Source organism: Janthinobacterium sp. 78, from assembly GCF_003096775.1.
In the GTDB taxonomy this organism is placed as follows: Bacteria; Pseudomonadota; Gammaproteobacteria; order Burkholderiales; family Burkholderiaceae_D; genus Janthinobacterium; species Janthinobacterium tructae.
Map to the genome: position 1 here is coordinate 5,986,129 of NZ_QENT01000001.1, position 25,289 is coordinate 6,011,417.

General features: G+C 59.8%; 20 protein-coding genes, 1 tRNA gene and 3 pseudogenes. 13 read left to right on the forward strand and 11 right to left on the reverse strand.

What is annotated here, in order from left to right; all coding sequences use genetic code 11:
- The first annotated feature begins 52 nt into the window (after window positions 1-52).
- Both C8C92_RS26330 and C8C92_RS26335 read left to right on the forward strand, forming a co-directional pair.
- Window positions 53-922, forward strand: coding sequence for a head GIN domain-containing protein (locus C8C92_RS26330; protein ID WP_116745711.1), 870 nt, complete (start codon window positions 53-55; stop codon window positions 920-922).
- A gap of 69 nt (window positions 923-991) precedes the next feature.
- The gene (locus tag C8C92_RS26335; protein ID WP_116745712.1) at window positions 992-1,273 is read left to right on the forward strand and encodes a YkgJ family cysteine cluster protein; all 282 of its coding nucleotides are present in this window, start codon (window positions 992-994) and stop codon (window positions 1,271-1,273) included.
- A 22-nt stretch (window positions 1,274-1,295) separates the two neighbouring features.
- On the opposite strand, the gene C8C92_RS26340 is transcribed toward C8C92_RS26335, so the two are convergent.
- Window positions 1,296-2,279 carry a DUF5655 domain-containing protein gene (locus C8C92_RS26340; RefSeq protein WP_116746133.1) on the reverse strand — a complete coding sequence of 328 codons (984 nt, stop codon included), beginning with the start codon at window positions 2,277-2,279 and terminating at the stop codon, window positions 1,296-1,298.
- Between the two features lie 231 nt (window positions 2,280-2,510).
- Here C8C92_RS26340 and C8C92_RS26345 point away from each other — a divergent pair, with 231 nt between their 5' ends.
- The 7 genes from C8C92_RS26345 (at window position 2,511) to C8C92_RS26375 (ending at window position 10,377) form a co-directional block, all read left to right on the forward strand.
- Window positions 2,511-3,281, forward strand: coding sequence for a DeoR/GlpR family DNA-binding transcription regulator (locus C8C92_RS26345; protein WP_116745713.1), 771 nt, complete (start codon window positions 2,511-2,513; stop codon window positions 3,279-3,281).
- A gap of 33 nt (window positions 3,282-3,314) precedes the next feature.
- Entirely contained in the window at window positions 3,315-4,463 is a 1,149-nt protein-coding gene (locus tag C8C92_RS26350) for an MFS transporter (protein WP_116745714.1), read from the forward strand.
- A gap of 167 nt (window positions 4,464-4,630) precedes the next feature.
- Window positions 4,631-5,476, forward strand: a complete 846-nt coding sequence (locus tag C8C92_RS26355) for an undecaprenyl-diphosphate phosphatase (RefSeq protein ID WP_099761943.1) — start codon at window positions 4,631-4,633, stop codon at window positions 5,474-5,476.
- A gap of 6 nt (window positions 5,477-5,482) precedes the next feature.
- On the forward strand, window positions 5,483-7,306 hold the full coding sequence (gene recQ / locus C8C92_RS26360; protein ID WP_099761942.1) for a DNA helicase RecQ: 1,824 nt from the start codon (window positions 5,483-5,485) through the stop codon (window positions 7,304-7,306).
- The gene (locus C8C92_RS26365) at window positions 7,303-7,788 is read left to right on the forward strand and encodes a hypothetical protein (RefSeq protein ID WP_133250836.1); all 486 of its coding nucleotides are present in this window, start codon (window positions 7,303-7,305) and stop codon (window positions 7,786-7,788) included. Before recQ ends, C8C92_RS26365 begins: the two co-directional genes overlap by 4 nt.
- Window positions 7,789-7,832: 44 nt before the next feature.
- The gene (locus tag C8C92_RS26370) at window positions 7,833-8,813 is read left to right on the forward strand and encodes a LysR family transcriptional regulator (protein ID WP_116745716.1); all 981 of its coding nucleotides are present in this window, start codon (window positions 7,833-7,835) and stop codon (window positions 8,811-8,813) included.
- Between the two features lie 277 nt (window positions 8,814-9,090).
- On the forward strand, window positions 9,091-10,377 hold the full coding sequence (locus C8C92_RS26375; RefSeq protein ID WP_071075270.1) for a Glu/Leu/Phe/Val dehydrogenase: 1,287 nt from the start codon (window positions 9,091-9,093) through the stop codon (window positions 10,375-10,377).
- A 146-nt stretch (window positions 10,378-10,523) separates the two neighbouring features.
- Here the strand turns inward: C8C92_RS26375 and C8C92_RS26380 are convergent.
- The 3 genes and pseudogenes from C8C92_RS26380 to C8C92_RS26390 all read right to left on the reverse strand — a co-directional run.
- Window positions 10,524-10,655 (reverse strand): annotated as a pseudogene (locus C8C92_RS26380) (UDP-glucose 4-epimerase); the annotation flags it as partial.
- Window positions 10,656-10,739: 84 nt separating this feature from the next.
- Window positions 10,740-11,420: a tRNA (guanosine(46)-N7)-methyltransferase TrmB gene (gene trmB, locus C8C92_RS26385; RefSeq protein WP_116745717.1), complete on the reverse strand. Its 681-nt coding sequence runs from the start codon at window positions 11,418-11,420 to the stop codon at window positions 10,740-10,742.
- Window positions 11,421-11,512: 92 nt separating this feature from the next.
- A tRNA-Gly gene (locus C8C92_RS26390) sits at window positions 11,513-11,586 on the reverse strand.
- 427 nt (window positions 11,587-12,013) lie between these two features.
- On the opposite strand from C8C92_RS26390, the gene C8C92_RS26395 reads away from it, so the two are divergent.
- Complete coding sequence (locus C8C92_RS26395) at window positions 12,014-12,997, forward strand: HNH endonuclease (RefSeq protein ID WP_243420445.1); 984 nt, start codon at window positions 12,014-12,016, stop codon at window positions 12,995-12,997.
- A gap of 41 nt (window positions 12,998-13,038) precedes the next feature.
- Here the strand turns inward: C8C92_RS26395 and C8C92_RS27355 are convergent, their stop codons facing one another.
- The gene (locus C8C92_RS27355) at window positions 13,039-13,284 is read right to left on the reverse strand and encodes a hypothetical protein (protein ID WP_133250838.1); all 246 of its coding nucleotides are present in this window, start codon (window positions 13,282-13,284) and stop codon (window positions 13,039-13,041) included.
- Between C8C92_RS27355 and C8C92_RS26400 the strand changes: the two genes are divergently transcribed.
- The 3 genes from C8C92_RS26400 to C8C92_RS26420 all read left to right on the forward strand — a co-directional run bounded on the left by C8C92_RS26400 (window position 13,274) and on the right by C8C92_RS26420 (window position 16,672).
- Entirely contained in the window at window positions 13,274-14,002 is a 729-nt protein-coding gene (locus C8C92_RS26400) for a hypothetical protein (RefSeq protein WP_165829553.1), read from the forward strand. The two genes, C8C92_RS27355 and C8C92_RS26400, sit on opposite strands and share 11 nt — an antisense overlap.
- 49 nt (window positions 14,003-14,051) lie before the next feature.
- A complete protein-coding gene (locus tag C8C92_RS26405) occupies window positions 14,052-15,176 on the forward strand; it encodes a hypothetical protein (RefSeq protein ID WP_133250840.1) in 1,125 nt (374 codons plus the stop codon).
- Between the two features lie 1,082 nt (window positions 15,177-16,258).
- The gene (locus tag C8C92_RS26420; RefSeq protein WP_207781052.1) at window positions 16,259-16,672 is read left to right on the forward strand and encodes a diacylglycerol kinase; all 414 of its coding nucleotides are present in this window, start codon (window positions 16,259-16,261) and stop codon (window positions 16,670-16,672) included.
- A gap of 61 nt (window positions 16,673-16,733) precedes the next feature.
- On the opposite strand, the pseudogene rfbC reads toward C8C92_RS26420, so the two are convergent.
- The 6 genes and pseudogenes from rfbC to C8C92_RS26445 form a co-directional block, all read right to left on the reverse strand.
- Window positions 16,734-17,021, reverse strand: a pseudogene (gene rfbC, locus C8C92_RS27910) (dTDP-4-dehydrorhamnose 3,5-epimerase); the annotation flags it as partial.
- 34 nt (window positions 17,022-17,055) lie between these two features.
- A pseudogene (locus C8C92_RS27915) lies at window positions 17,056-17,208 on the reverse strand (IS3 family transposase); the annotation flags it as partial.
- A 66-nt stretch (window positions 17,209-17,274) separates the two neighbouring features.
- Window positions 17,275-20,208 carry a YjbH domain-containing protein gene (locus C8C92_RS26430; protein WP_099761937.1) on the reverse strand — a complete coding sequence of 978 codons (2,934 nt, stop codon included), beginning with the start codon at window positions 20,206-20,208 and terminating at the stop codon, window positions 17,275-17,277.
- Window positions 20,209-20,586: 378 nt separating this feature from the next.
- Window positions 20,587-21,291, reverse strand: coding sequence for a DUF4197 domain-containing protein (locus C8C92_RS26435; protein WP_116745722.1), 705 nt, complete (start codon window positions 21,289-21,291; stop codon window positions 20,587-20,589).
- Between the two features lie 180 nt (window positions 21,292-21,471).
- Window positions 21,472-23,076: an SEL1-like repeat protein gene (locus tag C8C92_RS26440; protein WP_116745723.1), complete on the reverse strand. Its 1,605-nt coding sequence runs from the start codon at window positions 23,074-23,076 to the stop codon at window positions 21,472-21,474.
- Between the two features lie 3 nt (window positions 23,077-23,079).
- Window positions 23,080-25,284 carry an EAL domain-containing protein gene (locus C8C92_RS26445; RefSeq protein WP_116745724.1) on the reverse strand — a complete coding sequence of 735 codons (2,205 nt, stop codon included), beginning with the start codon at window positions 25,282-25,284 and terminating at the stop codon, window positions 23,080-23,082.
- Window positions 25,285-25,289: the final 5 nt, after the last annotated feature.

Genomic DNA, 25,289 nt, shown 5'->3' on the forward strand with positions numbered 1-25,289 from the left:
CGGCGCGGCAGCCGGCTTTTTTCTTGTCCTGAACTATCATAAAGGAAACACCATGCGTACCTTGCTGGCCCTGTGCTGTGCCGTTGCCCTTGGCGGTTGCGCCATCGTCATCAACCCCAACGATGGCGAAGTGCGCTATGCCGACACGGGCGGCATAGCCATCCAGGGCAACGAGCAAGTGAGCCGCGATGTGCGCCAGGTCAGCACCATCAACACGCTCGACATCGACAGCATGAAGCGCATCGATATGAAGATTGACGTGCGCGTCGGCCCGGCAACATCGCTGGTGATCGAGGCGGACAGCAATCTGCAGCCGCGCATCCATAGTGAAGTGAGCGGCAATACCCTGCGCATCTGGAGCGATACGAACATTCGCAGCAGCAATGGCATCCACGTCATCTATACGACGCCGCAATTGAAGAAGATCCGCATTTCCGGCTCGGGCCGCTTGGTGGCCAGCGGTTTCAATGGCGAAGATTTCAGCCTGGAGCAGCGCGGTTCGATGAAGAGCGAATTGTCGGGCACGGTGGGACGCTTCGACGTGGCCAACAATGGCTCGGGCAACATCAACGCGGCGGCCCTCGCCAGCGGCAACACCGACGCGGTGCAGAACGGTTCGGGCAATATCCAGCTGGGCAGCCTGCGCGGCGAACGCATCAACGTGGCCCTTAACGGCTCGGGCAGCATCAGCGCCAGCGGCACCGTGCAGCGCCTCGACGCCAACGTGAATGGCTCGGGCGACATCAACCTGGCGGCCCTGCGCAGCGACGTTGCCTATCTGGCGAGCAACGGTTCCGGCGACATCGATGTCACCGTCCAGAATGAAGTCAATGCCCGCGCCAGCGGTTCCGGCCGCATCACCGTGCATGGCGATCCGGCCCGCCGCACCCTGTCGGGCAAGCGCGTCAGCATCGTGCGCTAAACGCGCTCTGGCGAAGCACGCGGGCCGGCTTGCTATACTGTCGGCCCCTATCCCTTTTCACTCATCGCCATGCCGTCCCCCGCCGTTTCCCTGGCATGCCGCCCATCCTGCGGCGCCTGCTGCACCGCACCGTCCATCACCAGCCCGATTCCCGGCATGCCGGATGGAAAACCTGCGGGCGTGCGCTGCATACAGCTGGCCGACGACAACCGCTGCAAGATCTTTGGCCAGCCGCAGCGGCCCGCGTTTTGCGGCGGCTTGCAGCCATCGGCAGACATGTGCGGTACCAGCCGCGAACATGCCATCCGCTGGCTGGACGAACTGGAACAGGCAACGACACCCCACAACTGACACGCGCACAGATCACCGTCCGCTACGTTTTCACGCCACGCTGACCTGCATACGCGGCAAAAATGAACGGCTTTGCCGCATCAAGTTCGGCGAGTGTGCTGATGCTGATCTCCAGGTTACCCGTGCCCCAATGCCCGATGGCGGTCACATCGCGCGCTTTTGGCAGGACCTGCAATACGGGCGCCGGGTCGACGTGCAAGTACAGCGCGAGGCAATTCTTCTTGTGTATCACCACGGTGGCAAAGTTCTTCAGCCGTTTGAACGCCAAGTACAAGCGCAGTTCCTTACGCTCAACGTCATCCCCCAACGACATCGTGTAATCCTCCAGCGAGGTCAGCAACTGACGCATGGGCTCCGACAGACCTGTCAGTATTTCCACAAATGCCTTGTCTGGTCCTGTCGACCTGTTCGTGCCCCCATCTGCGGACCCAGCAGCCATGGTTTCCAACCTGGCTGGCAGCGACGTCTGCCGCCTGGCGGTGCCTTTCTTTGTTGCTGGATCCATGCCAGCGCTGGCGGACTCGAGCAGAAGCAGATCCTCTGCAAATCGGCGGTAGCGGATAAGTTCAATCGTCCGGCCTATCTGCTGGACGGCATGGCTATCGAACTTGGTAAAGTCGGCCGCAATGCAAATCACCCGCGGCGCGCTCCAGTCGATGGCCTCCGATGCCAGCTTGCCCAGCTTATCGAGGACCAGCAGTTGAAAGTCGGCCTGATGGTCCATCAACCAGTCCAGGTAGTACAAACCTTGATTGATGACATTTTCACCAACCGACCGTTTGTACTCAAGAATGACCGGGCAATTATTCTCATCCAATCCAAGGGAATCGATGCGGCCAGCATGCGTCTTGCCGGTCGAATACTCGCTCGCCAGGAAACGAATACTCAGCAAAGTTTCGAGGTTTGCCTCGATCAGGGTCTGTAATGGTTTTTCCAGATCCGATGCGCTACCTTGCAATTCCTGGGCTTGGCCATTGGCCAACTTGAAAAGTTTAATGTCACTCATCCGTCTGTTTCCCTTATTCCTCGGCAAGCAAACACCAAGGTGCATCAAGATATCGGCGATGAGCATAAACGTAAATTTATCTTTTTTGCAAATTCATTTGCAACAGGGATGCCGTGGGCAGTCCCTGCCCGCGCCAATCCTGAGGAAGATACCTACATCAGGTAAACGTTGACGAGTTTTGCACGTTTGCGTATATTCATGCGCATTCCTGCACGTTTTAGAAATAGACCCATGTCCGCCACCCTGCTCCTCAAACAACGCCATGCGCTGATCCAGCAACAATTGCACGCCGACGGCCGCGTGCTGGCGCTGGACCTGGCGCGCCAGCTCGACGTGTCCGAAGATACGATACGGCGCGACCTGCGCGAGATGGCGGCGGCCGGCCTGTGCCAGCGCGTGTATGGCGGCGCCCTGCCGCTGGCGCCCGATGGCGGCACCCTGACCCAGCGCAAGCAGGAAGCGCCGGAACGCAAGGCGCGCCTAGCGCAGGCCGCCGTGTCCCTCGTGCGCGCGGGCCAGGTGCTGTTCCTCGATGCGGGATCGACCAACCTGGCCATCGCCGGCGCCTTGCCGGAGTTGGCGCTCACTGTCATCACGAATGCGCCCTCGATTGCCATGGCGCTGATGGAACGCCCGGAAATCGAGCTGATCATGGCGGGTGGCAGGGTCGACCGCCGCGCGGGCGCCAGCCTCGGACCGCAGGCCTTGCGCACGGTCGAGCGCATGCATCCCGACCTGTGCTTCCTCGGTGCCTGCGGCGCCGATGCGGACGCAGGCGTAACGGCCTTTAATTATGACGAGGCCGAATTCAAGCGCAGCATCGCCGGCGCCAGCAAGGCCGTCGTGGTCGCCGTCACCAGCGACAAGCTGGGCACGGCCGCCCCCTTCGGCGTGCTGGCCACGGGCTTGCTGCAGTACCTGGTGCTCGAAGCCGATGCCGACGCGGCCCATGTGGCCGCCTTTCAACGGCTGGGCGTGCAAGTGCTGCGCACCCGCGCCTGATGTTATCCACCCCGACTCTGGAAAAGCTCTCCCATGCATCTCACCGGTACCCTGCAACAACGCGCCACGCGCCTGGTTTTCTTCGCCGCCGGCCTCGGCATGGCCGCCTGGGCACCGCTGGTTCCCTACGCCAAGTCGCGCCTGGGCCTCGATGAAGCCACGCTCGGCATCTTGCTGCTGTGCCTAGGCGCCGGCTCGCTGTGCGCCATGCCGTTTACGGGCATGCTCACGGCCCGCTTCGGCTGCCGCAAGGTCATCGTCGGCGCCGGCCTGCTCTTGACTGCCATCCTGCCCGGCCTGGCGCTGGCCGCCACGCCGCTGCAACTGGGTCTGGTGCTGCTGGTGTTCGGCGCGGCCATGGGCACGTTCGACGTGGCCATCAACATCCAGGCCGTGATCATCGAAAAGGCCAACGGCGGCGCCATGATGTCGGGCTTTCATGCGCTGTTCAGCGTGGGCGGCTTCGCCGGTGCCGCTTGCATGGCCCTGCTGCTGTGGCTGGGCCTGACACCGGCCTGGTCCTGCGTGGTGGTGATGCTGCTGCTGTGCGGCGTGCTGGGCGCGGCGCAAGGCCATCTGCTGCCGACGGCGTCGGCCTCGGGCGAAAAGACGCCGCTGTTCGTCATGCCGCATGGCGCCGTCATTTTCATCGGCCTGCTGTGTTTTATCGTCTTCCTGGCCGAAGGCGCGATTCTCGACTGGAGCGCCCTGTTCCTCACCACCACGCGCGGCGTGGAGGAAGCCAAGGGTGGCCTCGGCTATGCCGCCTTCGCCATCGCCATGACGGTGGGCCGCTTTACGGGCGACAAGGTAGTCAGCCGCTTTGGCGGCAAGCGGGTGCTTACTTTTGGCGGCTTGTGCGCGGCGGCCGGCTTCTTCCTGGCCGTGCTGGCGCCGCACGCCAGCCTGGCCATGCTTGGCTTCGTGCTGATCGGCCTGGGCGCGGCGAACATCGTGCCCATCCTGTTCACGGCCGCCGGCAACCAGCGCGCCATGCCGGCCAGCCTGGCGGTGGCGGCCATCACCACCATCGGCTATGCCGGCATCCTGGCCGGTCCGGCCGTCATCGGTTTCGTGGCGCACGCCACCAGCCTGAATATCGCCTTCGCCATGCTGGGCGCCGCCCTGCTGCTGGTGGCGGCCAGCGCGCGCCTGGTGGCGCCGGCAAAACAGGTATCCTGATCCTCCCTCTTGCCTGGCGGACGGCACTAAAAAGCACCGTCCGTCAGCGCCCAAATAAGGTCAGCAAGCCTCTGTCGTGGTAAGCTTCGACCCCGCGCGCATTGCTGGCGCCACGCGCTCACCCCATCCTGCCACTTATACCCGTACTTATACTCTTTTATACATCTATGGATCTCATTCTTGCGTTAAAAGCCATCATCATGGGGCTGGTCGAAGGTTTTACCGAATTCTTGCCGATTTCGTCCACCGGACATCTGATCCTGGCCGGCAGCCTGCTCGACTTTACCAAGGATGTATCGAAAGAAGTCATGGATGTCTTCGAAATCGCCATCCAGGCCGGCGCCATCCTGGCCGTGTGCTGGGAATACCGCCAGCGCATCGGCAGTGTGCTGTCCACCTTCAGCACCGAGGTCAAATCGCGCAAGTTCGTGCTGAACGTGGCCATCGCCTTCCTCCCGCTGGCCGTCATCGGACTGGCGATTGGCAAGATGATCAAGCATGCGCTGTTCAAGCCCGTGCCCGTCGCCATGGCCTTCATCATCGGCGGCATCATCATCCTGCTGGTGGAGCGCCGCGCGCGCATCAATCCCGTCACCGTGCGCGTCAACTCGGTCGATGAAATGACCGCGCTCGACGCCTTGAAAGTGGGCTGCGCGCAGGCGTTTGCACTGATTCCCGGCACCAGCCGTTCCGGCTCGACCATCATCGGCGGCATGCTGCTGGGCCTGTCGCGCAAGACGGCTACCGAATTCTCGTTCTTCCTGGCCATCCCCACGCTGCTGGCCGCCACCGCCTATTCTCTGTACAAAGCGCGCGACATCCTGTCGGCCACCGACGTGCCCCTGTTCGGCCTGGGCACCGTGGCCGCCTTCATCTCCGCCTTCCTGTGCGTGCGCTGGCTGCTGCGTTACATCAGCTCGCACGACTTCACGTTTTTTGCCTGGTACCGCATTGTGTTTGGCTTGCTGGTCCTGGCCAGCGCCCACTACGGCTGGGTTGTTTGGGCAGAATAAGGCACTATGAATCAAGATCTTGAGCAGCGCGCGCTGCACCTGCTGCAAACCGTTTTCGGCTATCCGGCCTTCCGTGGCCAGCAAGCCGACATCGTCGATCACGTCAGCCATGGCGGCGACGCGCTGGTGCTGATGCCCACGGGCGGCGGCAAGTCGCTGTGCTACCAGATTCCCGCGCTGCTGCGCGATGGCGTGGGCGTCGTCGTCTCGCCGCTGATCGCGCTGATGCAGGACCAGGTGGACGCTTTGGCCGAAGTCGGCGTGCGCGCCGCCTTCCTCAATTCCACGCAAACCTACGAAGAGGCGAGCCGCATCGAGCGCCTGGTGCGCACGGGCGGCATCGACGTCGTCTACGTGGCGCCCGAGCGCCTGATGACGCAGCGTTGCCTGGACCTGTTCCAGGCGTCGAAAATCTCCCTGTTCGCCATCGACGAGGCGCATTGCGTGGCCCAGTGGGGCCATGACTTCCGTCCCGAATACATCAAGCTGTCGGTGCTGCACGAGCAGTTCCCGGACGTGCCGCGCATCGCGCTGACCGCCACGGCCGACCCGCAGACGCGCGCCGAAATCGCCATGCGCCTGCAACTGGAAGATGCGCGCCAGTTCGTCTCGTCCTTCGACCGTCCGAACATCCGCTACCAGATCGTGGAAAAGGCGAATGGCCGCAAGCAGCTGCTCGACTTCATCAACACGGAACACACGGGCGACTGCGGCATCGTCTACTGCCTGTCGCGCAAGAAGGTGGAAGAGACGGCGGAATTTTTGAACCAGAGCGGCATCCGCGCCCTGCCGTATCACGCCGGCATGGAGTACGCCAAGCGCAGCGCCAACCAGGCGCGCTTCCTGCGCGAAGAAAACATCGTCATGGTCGCCACCATCGCCTTCGGCATGGGCATCGACAAGCCCGACGTGCGCTTCGTGGCGCATCTGGATCTGCCGAAAAGCATCGAGGGCTATTACCAGGAAACGGGCCGCGCTGGCCGCGACGGCATGGCCGCCAACGCCTGGATGGCGTACGGCTTGCAGGACGTGGTGCTGCAGCGGCGCATGATCGACGAATCGGAAGCGGACGACACCTTCAAGCGCGTGCTGGGCGTCAAACTCGACGCCATGCTGGGCCTGTGCGAAACGCTCAGCTGCCGCCGCATGCGATTGCTCGAATACTTTGGCGAACCGGCTTCGCCGTGCGGCAATTGCGACACGTGTTTAGTGCCGCCCGTGTCCTTCGACGGCACCGTGCCCGTGCAAAAACTGCTGTCGGCCATCTACCGCGTCGACCAGCGCTTCGCCGGCGGCCACGTGATCGACGTGCTGCGCGGCGTGGAATCGGAACGCATCAAGACCTGGCACCACGATTCGCTGTCCGTCTTCGGCATCGGCTCGGACCTGGGCGAAGCGGAATGGAAAGCCATCCTGCGCCAGGCCATCGCGCTGGGCCTCGTCTCGGTCGACCATGAACAATACAGCTCGCTGAAACTGACGGACGCTTCGCGCCCCGTGCTCAAGGGCGGCCAGAAGGTGCAGCTGCGCCAGTACCAGAAACCGGTCAAAACCAGCAAGCGCAGCACCAGCGTGGCGAAAGGCTATGTCGAGACGGACCTGTCGACCAGCGAACAGGCGATTTTCGACAAGCTGCGCTGGTGGCGCGTGGAGACGGCGCGCACGCACAACGTGCCGGCCTACGTCATCTTCGTCGACGCCACCCTGCGCGAAATCGCCAAGGCCAAGCCTACCTCGCTCGAGCAGATGCGCGGCGTGAGCGGCGTGGGCGAGAAAAAACTGGCCTCGTACGGCGACGAAATCGTCGCCATGATCCTGGAGATGATGTGATGAAAGCACTCTCGTCCGACCTGATCTATCAGGCCGTGAAAATCCTTGGCGCCCAGCCCGATGCCGACGACGCGGTGGAAGCGCAAGTCCGTATCCTGGTCGGCGACGACCTTACCGTGCGCCGCCTGGCCGACGTGGTGCCGGAAGCCTTCGGCCTGGTACTGGCGTCGCACCTTACCGGCGCCGAAAACATGACCTTGCCCGACACTTTCTGCGCCCAGGACGAGGATGGCGAGTGGGTGGAATTCCCCCTGCGCCGCGAACCGATCTTTGTCGTCGCCCTGGACATCGCCCAGCACACCTTTCACAACGGCCCGCGCGCGCTGATGCAGAACCTGGCCGACCGCAGCTCTTTGCTGTCGGCCATCAACAAGGGACTGAACGCGGGCGGCTCGCTCGATGGCACGACGCTTGGCCCGCCGTCCTTCTTCGGCCTGCCCGCTGCGTTGTACCAGGCGCCGGTATCGCCCGATACGCCCTGACCACTTTACTTTGCCCCTGCCCTTGATAACGGAACGCTGCCGCGATGGAAACCAAATGGCTGGAAGACTTCATCTCGCTCGCTGAAACGCATAATTTCAGCCGTTCCGCGGCCCTGCGCCACGTCACCCAGCCAGCCTTCTCGCGGCGCATCCAGTCGCTGGAAAACTGGCTCGGCATCGACCTGGTCGACCGCACCTCCTACCCCACGCGCCTGACGCCGGCCGGCGCCGTGTTTTACGAGCAGGCGCTGGAAATGCTTGGGCAGATCAACGGCGTGCGCGCCCTGTTGCGCGGCAAGCGGGCGGCCACGCAAACGAGCGTCGACTTCGCCGTGCCGCATACCCTGTCGCTAACCTTCATGCCGAAGTGGCTGACGGCGCTGGAAGACGGTTTTGCACCGATCAACAGCCGTTTGATGGCCCTCAACGTGCACGACGCCGTGCTGCAGCTGGTCGATGGCGGCTGCGACCTGCTGCTGTGCTACCACCATCCGCGCCAGCCGGTGCAGCTCGACCCTGGCCGCTACGACATGCTGGTGATGGGCCGCGAAACCGTGCGCGCGTATGCGCGCTGCGGCCAGGACAAGGTACCCGACTTCGTCCTGCCCGGCAGCGCCAAGGAGCCGCTGCCCTTCCTCTCCTACACCAGCAATGCCTACCTGGGACGCATGGTGGAACTGCTGGTGGCCGACGCCAAGGCGCCCCTGTTCCTGGAAACCTGCTACGAAACGGATATGGCAGAAGGCCTCAAAATGATGGCGCTGGAAGGGCGCGGCATCGCCTTCCTGCCCGAATCGGCCGTCATGCGCGACGTCAAATACAAGCACCTGGCGCGCGCCGACGGCGGTGCGCCGGGCTGGGAAATCGAACTGGAAATCCGTTTGTACCGCGAACGCCCGTCAAGCCTGCGCCCCGGCAAGCAGATCGTCGAAAGCCTGTGGCAGTACCTGGTGCAGGCGCAGGAAAGCGCCGCGCGCGGCGGAAAAAAACGCCGGCGCGCAGCCGTCACCGCAATTCCATCCTGATCTCCTAACTATGCAATAAATGCATAACCGGATGCGCACAAAGCATTGGCCGGGGCATGAGGCTATCGCCTACGATGCGGTTCCGCTGCGCGCAACTCAATTGATTGCGCCTACCACAGCATTTTTGAATGCCAGGAAAAATCGTAGCGAGCGGCAGTGATTTGTGGCCGAGAAGCGCAGCTGTACGAAGGTACAGCGAGCATCGCCGGCCGCAAAGCACGACGCGCAGTAGATTTTTCGGCATTACACCACCGTTTTGTCCAGGAGCTTATCAAGCATGACCAGCAAGCACGCACTTCCTTCCTACCTCAATCCTGAAGACCTCGGCCCATGGGGCGTCTACCTCGAGCAGATCGACCGCGTTACGCCGTACCTGGGCAACCTGTCGCGCTGGGTGGAAACGCTGAAGCGTCCCAAGCGCATCCTGACGGTCGACGTGCCTATCGAGCGCGATGACGGCAGCATTGCCCACTACGAAGGCTACCGCGTGCAGCACAATCTGTCGCGCGGCCCCGGCAAGGGCGGCGTGCGCTTCCACCAGGACGTGACCCTGTCGGAAGTGATGGCGCTGTCGGCCTGGATGACGGTCAAGAATGCAGCGGTCAACGTGCCATACGGCGGCGCCAAGGGCGGTATCCGTGTCGATCCGAAGACCCTGTCGCGCAATGAACTGCAACGCCTGACGCGCCGCTACACGAGCGAGATCAGCATGATCATCGGACCGAACAAGGATATCCCGGCGCCGGACGTCAACACGAATGAACAAGTCATGGCGTGGATGATGGACAGCTACGCCATGATCGGCGGCAACATGTCGACCGGCGTGGTAACGGGCAAACCAATCTCGCTGGGCGGCAGCCTGGGTCGCCGCGATGCGACGGGCCGCGGCGTGTTCGTCGTCGGTTGCGATGCGGCCGCGAAGGTCGGCATGTCGCTCGAAGGCGCGAAAGTCATCGTGCAAGGTTTCGGCAACGTGGGCGGCGTCGCTGCACGCATGTTCGCGGAAGCCGGTTCGAAAATCGTCGCGGTACAAGACCACAAGACCACCGTGGTGCATGCCGGCGGCTTGAACATCCCGCAATTGCTGGCACACGTGGCCGAAGTGGGCAGCGTCGAAGGTTTCCCGGGCGCCGAGGCATTCGTGCCGCGCGAAGATTTCTGGGGCATCGATTGCGACATCCTGATCCCGGCCGCGCTGGAACAGCAGATCACGGCTGAACGCGCACAAGTCATCCGCGCCAAGATCATCCTGGAAGGCGCCAATGGCCCGACCCTGCCGGCAGCGGACGACATCCTGACCGACCGTGGCGTATTGATCGTGCCGGACGTGCTGGCCAACGCCGGCGGCGTGACCGTCAGCTACTTCGAGTGGGCACAGAACTTCTCGAGCTTCTTCTGGACCGAAGAGGAAATCAACAGCCGCCTGACCCGCATCATGCGCGAAGCGTTCGACGCGGTATGGCAAGTGTCGCAAGAGAAGAAAGTGTCGATGCGTACCGCCACCTTCATCCTGGCATGCACGCGCGTCCTGCAAGCGCGCGAAGTGCGCGGCCTCTACCCGTAATGGCTGCCTGAGAAAATGCCTGGGGCGTTGTTGCCGTGCCTAGCCCCCGACATTTTTCAGGCGCCATTGCTACCTTTGACGCTATTGGTTTAATGGCGCTCCAAAAAAAACCCGCTACACTTGCGTGTGAGCGGGATTTTTTGTATCAGGTTGTTCGGAATACCAGCCGGATTTTCACCGATCAAGCCGCTGGCATGCGCGCCCACAGGGTTGAAATAGCGCAGCACACCGACTTGCCACTGGGCGTCGGCATGCACGACATCGGCCAGGATCTCCTCACGCGCATGAAAAAGCCTGCGGCGTCGCTGCGGCAGGCTGGTTCTCGTGCAAACAGCACCGGTGGGCAAGCCGCCAAAGAGAATTTATTTCTTGATGAACACCAGATCCCACACGCCATGGCCCAGCTTCAAGCCACGGTTTTCAAACTTGGTCAGCGGGCGATACGCCGGCTGCGGCGCATAAGCATCGGCGCTATTGCGCAACTGCGGCTCCGCGCCCAGCACATCGAGCATTTGCACCGCGTAATCTTCCCAATCGGTGGCGCAATGCAGATAGCCGCCCGGCGCCAGGCGATCGGTCAGCTGCTTGACGAATGGCGACTGGATCAGGCGGCGCTTGTTGTGGCGTGCCTTGTGCCATGGATCGGGGAAAAACACGTGGATGCCGGCCAGCGAATTGGCAGGAATCATGTGCGTCAGCACTTCCACGGCATCGTGCTGCAACAGGCGCAGATTCGTCAGCGACTCTTCACCGATCAGTTTCAACAGACTGCCGACACCGGGCGTATGCACTTCGACGCCGATAAAATCCTTCTCCGGCATGGCCTTGGCGATATGCGCCGTCGTCGCCCCCATGCCAAAACCGATTTCCAGGATGACCGGTGCCTTGCGGCCGAACACCTGTTCGAAGTCCAGCGGTTCCTTGGCGAAAGGCACCAGGAACCGCGGCCCCAGGGTCTCAAGCGCGCGCGCCTGCGCGACAGACAGCCGTCCCGCGCGGGTCACGAAGCTGCGGATGCGGTGTTCGGTCGGATCGTACATCATCGGCCGCGCCGGGCCGTTTGCTGGGGTATCAGAAGACATGGGAATGAAGAAATAAGTGGCCGCGCCGCATAAAACCAGGCGCCAGCGAAAAATGGAGCGGGTGAAGGGAATCGAACCCTCGTCGTAAGCTTGGGAAGCTTCTGCTCTACCATTGAGCTACACCCGCGAAGCCTGCATTTTACGCGGCTTTCACCACTGTTGGCAACGTTGCCGCATGGTTGCTGCGATCGAAAATGCGATGGCCGATTTCAGCGAGGTGTGATGGCTAACGCGGATCAAAAAGTAGGAGATCGATTTTAACAATTCAACCTATCACGTCTTGATCATCCTCTTTCGCCGTGTACTGGCAAGCAGCCGTGACACCCAACTCACAACGATACAAAAAAAGTTACATATTAACCATTCTTTGATATTTTTTCGAACAACGTAGTTGGCCTGTTCATATCAGGCAGGCCTGGGAGAAGTTGCAGCAGCTCAATATAGTTTTGATGGTAGAGTTCCATTCTGTTTCCACGTTTTTTCAATACGGGAACCATCCATGAAACACAGCACGCAGACAACGCAGAGTGGCGAGGAGTAAGCTTTTGAAAACAGTGGCACGTCCTACAATGTGGTTTGTAGATACCGACATGGCTAGCTTTTACAAATTTGATGAAACCACCCCATATTTACGTGCGGGTGGGGATACCTCTGCGTTCAAGCACTGGCTAGACGCCAAATGCCTGTTTGTAACCCCAGCCGAGTCCCCAGAGCAGTACGCTAACAATCTAGAAGAAATGGCGCCAGGCGAACTAGTGTTTGCCTATGAAAAGGAAGCGGGATTTGTAGCCATCGGCACCGTTGCCTATCCGAAAAATTTGCAAAAGAGTGATGGTGCTGGCAAGCTTTATCCTAATCCCGATCAAATCGTACGCTCGCTGGCGGTTGACTGGGATACGGCGGTCACACGTACGAAGAGAGAAGTTAGTGCCGTTGCGCCTGTTAGTGGCCCAGCGTTAAGACGTGTTAATCCTAGAAAACAACTCTTTCACATTCTTGAAAGCATGCTTGACGAGCGTGTACGCAGTGCGCAAGACATCGATGAGTCAACTGTTGTTGAACGCATAGAGGCAAACCCTGCCTATAGCGCTGTAATGCGTCAGCAGATCGCATTGGCACGCATCGGCCAAGGCAGCTTCCGAGAGGCTGTTCTTGCTCGCGGCCATGCCTGCCGGCTCACAGGTATTAATGACTCCCGGCACTTGGTCGCCAGTCATATAAAGCCGTGGCGCGTCTGCGCCGATGGGGAGCATCATGATGGCGCTAATGGCTTAATGCTCGCGCCCCATATCGACCATTTATTTGATGGTGGTTGGATCAGCTTTACCGACGAAGGTAGCCTTTTATGCGCTAAGAACCTCGACATTGCCTTACTCCACGCATGGCACATCGATCCTGAGATCAATACCCCACCTTTCGAAGACGACCAAATATATTACCTTAACTACCACCGTCTACATGTATTCGAGTCGCGCGAACAGCTGTACAGCCTACACATCGCGGATAGGGCATCGCTTCTAACTGATATCGATCACTGACGACACCACGCGTTATCGAATCACCAACGATCCATCTCTCATCATAGTGAAGATCCGGCTCCCGATATGCTCTGTGGACCTGGCAGCATGCAATAATAAAAATAAGCATACCTTCTTCCCTTCAGTATTTCGCAAGCCATATAATCGCATCGGCCGGAGGCGATTTTTTCTTTTGCAGCCAAAAACTTGCGCTTAAAGCAATGGCGTGCGGCTGACACCTTAATTTCCGGCCTGAGAACATAGGCAAAGATCATCACGTCCTCCATCGCGCCCAAGATGGAAAACATGAGTGGTCCAGCGGCGGAAAATCATAAACAGTTCAGCTTGAAAAATGGATATACACCTATGCAAAAGATCGTCAAATGCGATACAGCCTTGTTAAAGCTGCTGCAGCACAGCAATAGAGAAGAGATAGATTTTCTTGTGAGTGTGTTGACCGACAACGGCGCGGGGCGTCTAGCCTTGTCGTCATCTATAAGGGATTTTTTGCTACATCAGAAGGCAGAAAAAACTTACACCGAGGATGGACTGCGGAATTTACTGCATGAATTGCAAGAGTATGGCGGCCACTCCATAATGAACCTTCTTCGTGATGAGCCAGTTCCTTACGTTGAATTACTCACCGACGCACACAAGAAGCTCAATGGAAAGGACAGTAAAACCAAATCTTCGTTACAAAAAGAGCGGGAGATTGTTCTCAGCTTGTTTGGCGAGAACTGGAAAACGATGGACGCTCGTGAGCGGTGGGACCGCTGTACAGGGATTCAAGTGGTGAGCGGATTCTTCGAGATAGATAAAAATTTAAGCTTTAATACTGAAGGCATTGCTTTTGGGCTGTCTGCAACGGCTAGTGCAGCAGTTTTTGTGGCTCTGAGGATGCTTCCACCTGCTGCTATCGCGACTGCATCTTGGTTTGCGGTGCAGTCGGTAAGCGAAGCGTATCGCATCACGATTCCATTCATAGTACAAATTGCAAGAATCAAGATGTTGACTGCCAAGGCGTAGTTTTAGTCAAGCCAATAAACCGATTGACACTGAAGAAGCGAGAAAGAATATGAACGAGGGACGCCTGCCAGTCGTGCCAGAGATGGATTTGCTGGATGAACATAATCACTCATTGGTAAAGTTTCGCCAAGCTGACGAAACGCATGCAGGTCTTGTATCTCAGACTTCGGCACTTGATTCAAACAGCGTATCTCGATTCAACAATTTGCTGGGATTGGTACCATCCTCCGCTGTGGCAGTGGCTGGCAACTCCAAGCAACTGATGACCTGTACCTTCGAATACAGCAAACTGGTCCAGGCCAAAGATGGCAGCGGTGCGATTGGCGCTGTTTACAAAGAAGGCTCGAATAAATTTGGAGCACAGGCGCGTTTTCACGAAGCCAAGCATTTGAAATCTTCGATAACAACCGGATTGATACTAAATGTCGCTTCGCAGGTGCTTGCTCAGAAGCATCTTGCTGATATCAATGAGCGCCTAAAAGCTATTGAGCAGCAAGTCAAGGGTATCCACAAGTTCCTGGAGCAATCAAGGCTTGTAAAAATCGAAGCGTTTCAGGAGCATTTGCAGCGCGTTGGCATGCTCCTTGGGGAGGGCGAGTGCGTGCACACTGATACTTTGCACTTGTTAGCCCAGAAGACGCAAGAAGTACGTGCCCAGGTGATGCACATTCGTCGCGACTTAGAGGACGCAAACGCAGAAGTCCAGAATTTTGATTGCACCAGTTGGTTCGGCTCTAATGATTTGCGAAGCGCATTGCAAAATAAAATAGACCGGGTCAGTCATCTGCAGCGTGAGTACCTGCTGGGTATGCAATGCTTGTTGGCGGCGAACTTGATCCTGTTTGTCAAACACGGAGGGAACAAGGAATTTGTGCTTGCTGGCAATGATTATTTGGAGGAATTGAACAGTGAGCAAGGTCTGCTGAATCAGTGGAACGTTACCAAGCGGTGCGTGGATTTGCACTTGAGCAAGATGAAGCCGGTCTTCGAGTTGAGCAAGAGCACTCAGGCCAATGCACATATGGTTGAAGCCAAGGTAGCTAAAGTTCAACAACTAATCACACAAGATTCCGCGCAGGTCCACGAACTGCAGCAACGATTGGTGCACGCTCAAAACCCACGTGTGCTTCTGGAACTGGAGGGCGGGCAAGTTGTACGAGGGTACTACCTTTAGAATTGTGCGGAGCGCTCTGCCTTCGCGACCTCAGTTTCGTCGAAGACGAACAATGCAATGTCTGATACTGGGCACAAGCAGGCGAATTCTTGGTTTAGTTGCAAGAAGTACACATCAGCAGCTTTTTCGACAAGTTGCGGGGTCGAAAATGTGATGGCACGTAACTTGTTGATTAAGGTGGAGTTTTGGTGTGATCGCAGACTCATGCGCTTCAGAGCCGCATGAACAGTCGCTCTTGACGAGGTGGAGGGGCTTGGGAAGCTTCTGCTCTACCATTGAGCTACACCCGCGAAGCCTGCATTTTACGCGGGATGGCAAGGACTTGGCAAACTTGTGGATCGCTTTCGAATTCATCAGGAATTCTCGCGATATTTGACAAAAAACATCGACTACCGTATCTGCATGGCACCGTTTTTGTTGATTCAGAGCAACATTTCGGGCAGCGAGATACGGTGAATAGCCTGGAATATGCCGAGAATACAATAAAATGTTGTTGCCTTGAACGGTGTGGCGCAGACTAGCGGGAGAAATGTTGCTACAATCGCGTGACAGTTTAGCATTCCCGCTGTTCAACCTAAAAGGATATCCCATGAAGAAAATTCTGATCGCTTCGGCAATCCTGTGCTTCGCTTCCGCACAAGCCATGGCTCAAACGACGGCACCAGTTGGTGGCGCACCTGTTCCAGCACCCGCTGCTGGTGCTGCTGGCGCTGGCGCTGGCGCTGGCGCTGGCGCTGCTGCCGGTATTGGCGCTGCTGCCGGCCTGAGCACGAGCGCCCTGATCGCCATCGGCGCAGCAGTTGCCGTTGTGGCCGGTGCAGCAAGCTCGGATTCGACCACCACGCACACCACCCCAAGCCACCATTAATACCTGGCTGCCCAGGCAGCCAAGATCGACCCCTCGGCTTGATGTCGAGCCAAAGGGTGGTGGACCTGCAGCACAGATAGCTGACATGTCCTAGCGATATGTCCAGCGTCACAATAAAAGCCCTTTTTCATGTCATTTGAAAATGGGCTTTTATTTTTGCTTCCTCAAGAATAATTGCTATCAGCTGGCCTGCTCGGTTGCAAAAGCATGAGTCTTGCCATATGCCCGCGATAACCGAATCTTCCCACATCAAGACCCTACTGCCATGTCCATGAAGAACCAGCCTTTTTTCAAGCGCATGAAATACGCGCTGGAAGGCATAGCTACCGCCATCCACCTGGAATCGAGCTTTCGGCTGCAATGCCTTGCCACCTTCCTGGTAGTGCTGGTGCTTGCCTGGAGCAAACCAGCCATGATCTGGTGGGCGCTGCTGCTGCTCAACTGCGGCATGGTCCTCGCGGCGGAACTCTTCAATACGGCACTTGAGCAGCTGAGCGACCATTTGCACCCGGCCTTGCATCCCAGTATCAAAATTGCCAAGGATTGCGCCGCAGGAGCGGTCCTCGTCCTCAGCCTGAGCGCCGTGGGCGTCTTTGTCGCTTTCTTAGTTGAAACATTGGCGTACTGAACACGTCACGCCATGCTGGCGTCCGCGGTCCGGCAAAGACGTCGGCGGCGTCCGGTAAGGTGCCCGCTTTGTCCTTGCAGGATAACAATGGCTCTGCTTCGAGCGACCAGTCGATCCTGATCGCCGGATCATCCCGCAGGATGCTGCGCTCGAGTTCCCGCACCCATTAGTCCGTGGTCTTGTGCAGGAACTCGGCACTGTTGCTGGTCATCACGAAACCGCGGGCAAAACCTTCCACCATCCACAACTGGCGTTTGTTGGACGCCGATAACTCGACACCTACCCAGCAGCCAAACGTTGGCGAACTCTTGCGCAAGTCGATAGCCACATCGAACACGATGCCAGCGGTCTGAGGTGTACTGTCAATAGCGGACACTCTTGTTTCAAGCCGCCCGTGGCTGTTTGCTGAATTTTTCAGCGAACAACGCGGGCGGAACATTGCCGAGGCGCGAGTGGCGCCGCTGGCGGCTGTAAAAGCTTTCGATGTATTCCTGTATTGCGGCTTTCGCGTCTGCCCGGGTGGCGTAACGTTGATGAATGTCGAGCCGGTAGACCTATGTCCGGCTTAAGCCGGACGGAGGGATTCCCCAATACCACAGGACTTAGTATTTACTCCGCCAGGTCACGCTGATTTCTTTCGGGCCAGGGTTGATCGACAAACCCGATTTGCTCTGGTCGCGCTGCGCGTGCCACAGCCAGCTGCCCATGGCGTAGCCGACGATGCCGCCGGCGACCGTGTCGGACACCCAGTGCTTGCGGCCAAAGACGCGGCCGGCTGAACCCACGGCAGCCACGCTGTACAGCCATGGCGCATCGTATTCCTTGGCAAACGGCGTCACGGCGGCAAAGCCGATGGCGGCATGCGCTGAAGGGAAGGATGAGTTCGAACGGGAACTGCCGCTGCCGACACGGCTCCACGCTCCGAGGTCTTCCTCCGGACGGGCACGGCCAAACGCATATTTGCCGGCCACCGCCACGCCCGTGGCCGCAGCAACCGATTGCAGGGAAATGAGTCCCGTATTTTGCATGCGCTCATCGCCCAGGGCGAAGGCGGCCGCCGCCGCTCCCACTACCGCGTATGGCATGGCCTTGCCCAGCTTGTCCCAGTTGCGGTACACCCTGGAATCTTCATGTTTCTTGACGAAACGGTCGACGGGCTTGTCGCTGAGGGCTGATGCCAGTACCACGCCGCCGACCACCGCCGTCGCCTTAAGCCATTCAGGGGCGCTCGGCGTAGCAGATGCGGATTGCTGCAGGCGCGCGCGCATGGCGGGCCACGGGCTGACAAATGGCCGGTCTGGTGGATTCACCGCAGGCAGGTTCTGCTCGTCGGGACGCTCGGCAAAATTACCGAGGCCATCGTAACTGTGCATATCGGCGCGCGGGCGCTCCAGCATATCGTACAGGTCACCCGGCGAGGCTACCATCTGCCCCACGTCGCGTGTCCACGGGGAAATAGAGAAGCCGGCCGTCGACTGCGTATCCATCGGCAACATACTGTTCAAGGGCACGGACAGGAAGATGCCACGGTCCTGATAGGGCTTCGATGGCGTGCCAGGACTGGTGATATCGTTGCCGTTCGTATGCGTGTACCAGGCGCCCACTTCGATGCCGGACTGGAAGCGGCGCTTGAATTCCACGCGCACGCCCGTGTCTTTCGCCAGGAAGCGGCCGGCACGCGCCGTGACGGTAATGTCGTGCGGCAAGCGGTAGTGCAGGGAGCCGATTGCCGTCACCGTCTTGTAGTCGAGCGAGTCGAGCAAGCCTTTGTAGCCACGCTGCTGCAAGGCATCGACGGCCACGTCGGCCGCCCAGCGGCTGTCCTTCGGCAGGTACAGCACCTGGCCGCCCACACCGCGGAACATGTCTTCATACAAGCCGGCCGACAGGCGGGTATACACGCGCTCGGCGGGATTGTCATATTTGTTCAGCAAGACGCGGCTCAACGAGAAACGTCCGCCGCGCAAATATTCCGCCACATCCGTGCGCACATGAGGCAAGTTGCTGTTCGATGGCTGCTTGACGCCCGATACCGTTTCCAGCAACTGCAGGCTGGCCGCGCTATTCAGGTACAGGCCATCGCCCAGGCGGCGATCATAGTTGGCCACGGCCGAAATCGAATAGCGGAAAGCGCCGCTCGGATCATTGAAGAAGAAGCCCACCTTGGGAGCGATTTTGAAACGGTTCGCTTCCCGGTCCAGCGATTTGATTTGCACCACGTCGCCATCGACGCCGACACCGACGGCCAGCTTGCCATCATCCTTGAGGACATCGGCTGGCTTGACGGCTGCGGGCGCGGGCGCTGCCGGCGCAACGACAGGCGCAGTGGGCGCAATGGCCAGAGCCGATGCGGCGGCAGGTACCGCAGCCGGTACCGGTGCAGCGGCCACGACGGGCGCCGGCGTGTCGAGGAATTCTTTCAGCCAGCTTTGCTGATCATCCCGGATGACATCGCTTTTCTCCGGATAGCGCAGCAGCACGACGTCGAGGAAAGCCTTGCGGTCGATCTTGCCTGCCAAATAGTCGTTCAGTTTTGGCAAATCAAAGAATTCGTAGGTGGCGATCGGCTGGTCCAGCTTGGTGTACGTGATGCGCAGGGTCGTCACGCCCTTCGGCGTGAAGGCGACGGCAGTGCGCGCGGCACGGCCAACGGCGCGGCCCATGGTCGAAATACGGCTGTTGGTCAGGCTCAGGCTGAGGGTATTGCCTTCCTGCTCGACACGGATATTCTTGTAGTCCTGCTTTACCAGCGCCTTTACCAGATCGGCGCCGTACACGGCGTCGCGGTGCCATTCTTCCTTGCTCGGCAGTGGCGGTGGATTCTTGTCGTCGACGAAATACGCTGGCTCATACACCTTGGGGACGAACTCGCGCTCGCCAAACGGAATGCTGACATAGGCGTTCAGGCTGAACTGGTCGCGGCTGCGTGCCGCTTGCAGGGCAAGCCAGCCCCAGCGGTACTCAAGGCCCACGGAGGCGCCCTTGCGGCGCTTGCCGGCAGTCGTTTCGCTGGCGCGGAAGTCGCGCACGTAATTCGTTGCATCGTACTCGGCCACCACCGACCAGCGCGGCAGCGAGGCCGGGGTCCAGCGCGCGCCGGCAAACACGCCGTCTGGGCGTTTATGCGCATAGCCCAGGCTCGCTTCGATATTCTTGCGGGCGCCAAAAGTCTTAGTGGCAACCACATATTGCCCCTTGAACAGCTCGGTACCGAACAGGTCCGTCATGCCGACGGCGACCGATGGCATCCACTCTGTTTCCGTCCACAGGCGCAATTTTCCGTCGACGACTTTATCCTTGTAGCGGCCATAGCCACTGCCATACTCACCGGGCACATTGGTAAAACCAGCAATGCCCGTGATCGACACATAACGTCCCGTCATTTGCAGGAAAGGCAGGATATCCGACGTGACCCACAACTGACCGTACGGGCTGTCGTAGCTATAGCCGACGCTGAAGGTACCGTCCGTTTCCACCACGGCGCTGGGCATATTGATATACCCGGATTGACCACCGTGATTCGGCGTCGCGGCCATCGCCGAAGGCGCGCCAAGCACCAGGCAGCCACACCAGGTATATTTAATTGATTTTCTGAGTACGCTTAACAAATCCGGCTACCTAAAATATCCTGCACCTGGAATTCCTGACGATGTCTTCAGAAAATCAATGAGCTTGGGGGACGTGAATAAAACGAAAAAAGGCCAACCGACGGGCATCTCGCAATACCACGCATCAGTTCGCCACTAAATTCGGCACTTCCGGGCAGTTGAGCGTTGCTTAAGCATGCCCCTGGAATGTATGTCGCGGAATTTTAACATTATTTTCTTGTAGCAAATGCTTAACTTGTTTCCCTTGCGCGACACCTGTCAGTGCGGCGCAAACGCCGCCTGCGGCTTCGCAGCACGCCTCTATACTCACTTCAAACTGCCAAATACTTTGCCGATAATCTTGCTGCCATACGCGAGCGGATTACTGCGGATGGCTTTCTCTTCCTCGCCTATCATCAGATACAGGCCGTCAAGCGCCCGGTCCGTGACATAGCCTTCCACCGTCGATTGTTGCTGCGGCACCAGTCCCGTCTTGCCGATCTGGCTCATGGTGCTGTTGTATTTTCCGGCCAGGCCGGAACGGTCGGTCACGGATTTCACGAGGGGCAGGAATTTGACGGCCAGCGGCGCCGAGGTCTTCTGGCGGAAGAAATCCGTCACGGAGGTATCGCCACCGGACAAGATATTTTTCGCATCGGTCACGCTCATCGACTTGACCGCATCGAGCAGCAAAGGCTTGGCCATGGGCACGGCAGATTCGGCGGCACGGTTCATCGCCACCACCAGATCGTCCAGTTGCTGGCCGCGGCCCGTCATTTTCAGCAAAGGCTGGGCTTGCTCCAGGATGCCTGGCAGCTTGATTTTGACCTTGTCGTTGTTCAGGAAACCATTCTCGACGCCCAGTTTCGATACGGCGGCAGCGGAACCGGCTTGCAGCGCCGCTTTCAAACCATTGCTGGCATCCTGGTTGCTGAGGGCATCGAGGGGACTGGCGGCGCCTGCGCCGGACGACAGCAGCGCCAGCGCGCACAGGACGGCGGCCGGACGGCCAGGGAAAGGGTTCAGGCGCATGGTTTTCCTTTTCTAAAGACTAGTCAGACCACCTTCTGCTGGAACATTAGCACATCAAAACTGCAAATACTGCAGCAATTTGTTGTGTCCGGGGCAAACAAGGGGGCCGCAGATGGCGGAGGGAAAGGACTATACAGCACCTACTGTTGTATCCGCGCACGCTAACGCCGGCGGCGCAGCTCAGCCTGCTATCGCCGCCAGATGTTCGCGCACCCGCACCAGATCTGTCTCGCGCATGCGCGCCGCTGTCTGGCGCAAGGATTTTTCCGCACCGGCCACGCCGGCCGCGACGGCCATCGACAGCCAGATATACGCCTGCTGCAAATCGAGCGGGCCACCCTGGCCGCTGGCCGCCATCAAGCCCAGATTCAGTTGCGCCCGCGCATGGCCCTGGCGCGCGGCCAGCGCGTACCAGTCCCAGGCGGCAGCATAATCCTGCGGCACATCCTGGCCATTGTCGTGCCGCAGGCCCAGCGCAAACTGGGCCAGGCTGTGGCCCTGCGCGGCGGCGCGGCAGTAACAGGCGCAGGCCTGCTGGCTGTCGGGCGCCGGACCATCGTCGCGGTCGTGCAAGACGCCCTGCATGTATTGCGCCGGCGCGTAGTCCTGCTCGGCGGCGCGGCGGTACCACTCCAGCGCCAGCGCCAGATCCTGCGGCACGCCCTGGCCATGTTCATAGCGCAGGCCCAGGTCGAATTGCGCCCGCACATGTCCCTGGTCGGCCGCCTTGCGGTACCAGAAGATGGCTTCCTGCGCATCGGCAGGCATGCCCTGTCCATGCTCATACAGGAGTCCCAGCTGATACTGCGCGGCAGGAAAACCCTGCCCGGCCGCCTGGCGGTAGAACACCTGCGCGCGGGTATAGTCCTGCGCGCCATGTTCATGGTGCAGGCCCAGGTTGTGCTGGGCCGCCGCGTGGCCCTGCCCTGCCGCCTTCACGTACCACGCCAGCGCCGCCTGTTTATCGCAGGGCACGCCCTGGCCATTGTCGTAGATCAGGCCCAGGTTGAACTGCGAACTGGCGTGGCCCTGCCCGGCCGCGCGCCGGTACCAGCTGATCGCCTGCCCGCTGTCCTGCGGCAGCACGTCGCCGTTTTCATAGCGCAGCGCCAGGCTGAACTGGGCCGGCGCATAGCCCTGCTCGGCCGCCTTGCGCATCCAGGCGGTCGCCTGCTGGCGGTCCTGCCGCACGCCCTGGCCATTGTCGTAGTGCAGGCCCAGGTTGAACTGGGCGCGCGCATAGCCCTGTTCGGCCGCCTTGCGATACCAATTGATGGCTTGCACGAAATCCTGCGGCACGCCCTTGCCATTGTCATACATCATGCCCAGATTGTTTTGCGCGCCCGCGTCGCCCTGCTCGGCCGCGCGGCTGAACCACAGCATGGCTTGCCCGCTATCTTGCGCCAGTCCCTGGCCCTTGGCATACAGCCAGCCCAGGTTGTACTGCGCCGCCGCGTAACCCTGCTCGGCCGCCTGCTGGTACCAGTGCGCGGCCTGCACGAAATCCTGCGCCACGCCCTGTCCCTTCTGGCACATCACGCCCAGGTTGTATTGGGCGTGCTCGAGTCCCTGCGCGGCAGCCAGGCCATACCAGTGCAGCGCCAGCGCATAGCTTTGCTCGATACCCTGGCCGTTGAAATACATGAAGCCCAGGCTGTGCTGGGCATGCGCATTGCCCTTCTCGGCCTGCCCTTTCAGGCGCAGATAATCGGCTGTGTAATGAGCAGCCGTGGAATGCGCGGCCGTGGAATGAACGGGCGCGGAGCGGGGAGCGGCAGGCGGCATGGCTCAGGCCTCGATGGCCAGCGTCTGCGACAGCGCGGGGGCGGCATCGACGATCAGGCGGTTCTGCTCCTGCAGCACGCCGATGAAGCTGCCCAGCGAAATGGGCCGGTGGTACAGATAGCCCTGCATCGTGGTGCAACCCTTGTCCTGCAGATAGCGCGCCTGGCCTTCCGTTTCCACGCCTTCGGCGATAAGGTGCAGGCCCAGGCCGCGCGCAATCGAGATGATGGCCAGGATCACGGGATAGTGTCCATGCTCGTCGTGGATTTCCTTCACAAACGACTGGTCGATCTTGATGGTGTGGATGGGGAAGCGGTGCAGATACGACAGCGAGGAATAGCCGGTACCGAAATCGTCGATGGCGACCGACACGCCCAGCTGGCACAGTTTGTTCAACTGCTCGATCGCATATTGCGGATTGCGGATGCAGATGTTTTCAGTGATTTCCACTTCGATTTTTTCCGGCGCGATGCCGTAGCGCGTCAGCGCGCCGCGCATCTTTTCGAAAAAGTCGCCCCGGTCCAGGTATTGCGGCGACAGATTCAGCGACAGGCGCACGGCTTCGCCGCCGGCCGCGTTCCACTGCACCAGGTCGCGGCACAGGGCGCCCAGCATCCAGTCCGAGATCGGCAGCATCAAGCCGTTTTCCTCGGCGAACGGCAGGAATTCGCCGGCCGTCAGCAAGCCCCGCTGCGGGTGGTTCCAGCGCATCAGCCCTTCGGCGCCGACGATGCGGCCCGTCATCACGTCCACCTGCGGCTGGTAATACATTTCCAGCTGGTTCAGCTCCAGTGCCTTGCGCAGGCTCTGCTCGAGCGCGATCTTCTGGTGCGACACGTCGAGCATGGACTCGTGATAAAAACTGTGGCCGTTCTTGCCCAGCGCCTTGACCTGGTACATGGCGATGTCGGCGTGGCGCAGCAACTCGTCGATGGTCTCGCCGTCACCCGGATAGATGGCGATGCCGATGGAGGCCGAAATATGCACCTGGTTGCCATCGAGGTCGAAGGGCTGGTGCAGGCATTCGAGGAACTTGTCGGCGATCAGGCGCGCATCCTGGCGGTCGCGCAGTTCCGGCAGCACGATGGTGAATTCATCGCCGCCCTGGCGCGCCAGGGTATCGCCGCGGCGCAAACAATCCTTCAGGCGCAACGCCACCTGCTGCAGCAACTCGTCGCCCTTCACGTGGCCCAGGGTATCGTTGACCAGTTTGAAGCGATCGAGGTCGATGAACATCACGGCCAGCTCCGTCAGCTTGCGCCGCGCCTGGATCACGGCCAGGCCCAGGCGATCCTTGAACAGCATGCGGTTCGGCAGGTCCGTCAGGATATCGTGGTAAGCCTGGTAGGAGATGACTTCCTCGGCCCGTTTGCGGTCGGTGATATCGCGCGCCACGCCATACGTGCCGAAATATTCCTGCTTCCTGGCGTCGTGATCGAGGCCGTGCATGCCGATCGAATTGAGCGGAATCGTCATCAGCGTGTTGTTGAAGGTACGGTCGCTGCCACTGCCGCTATGGCACTTCAGGCGCAGCTCCACATTGCGCGAGGCGCGCTCGTCGAGGCGGCGCTCATTGAAGGCATAGCGCGCCCGCTCCTGGTCTTCGTCGTGCACGAGGATGGAATAATGGCTGCCGATCAGCTCTTCGCGGCTAAAGCCAAGCAACTGCTGCACCCGATCATTGATGAAGGTGATACGGCCTTCGTGGTTCAGGGTATAGATGATATCGGGCGAGCTGTCGACCAGGTAGCGGTACATCTTTTCCGAGTTTTCCAGCTGCAGCGCGATACGCTCGTTTTCCAGCGCCAGCTTGCGCTTTTGCAGCGCGTTCTCCACCGTCTTGAGCAGCTCCTCGCGGCTGTAAGGCTTGCGCAGATAATCGTAGGCGCCACGCTTCAAGGCGCCGATGGCCGCCTCGATGCCGACGTCGCCGCTCATGACGATCACGTCGCCCTCGATGCCGCGCCGGTTGATGTGGTCCATGATTTCATGGCCGCTCATGTCGGGCAGGCGCAAGTCGAGCAGGATCAGGTCGAAGCGCAGTTTCGACAACTGCGCCAGCGCCTCGCTGCCGCAGGTGGCCGTGTACAGCTGGTAGCCGCGGTCCTTCAGCAATTCGTGGAGGGAAGCGAGCAGCCGGGGCTCATCATCGACGAGCAGGATGCGCGGGCTGTTTTCCAGGTCAAATGGAATGGCGGAGGAGTTCATGGACG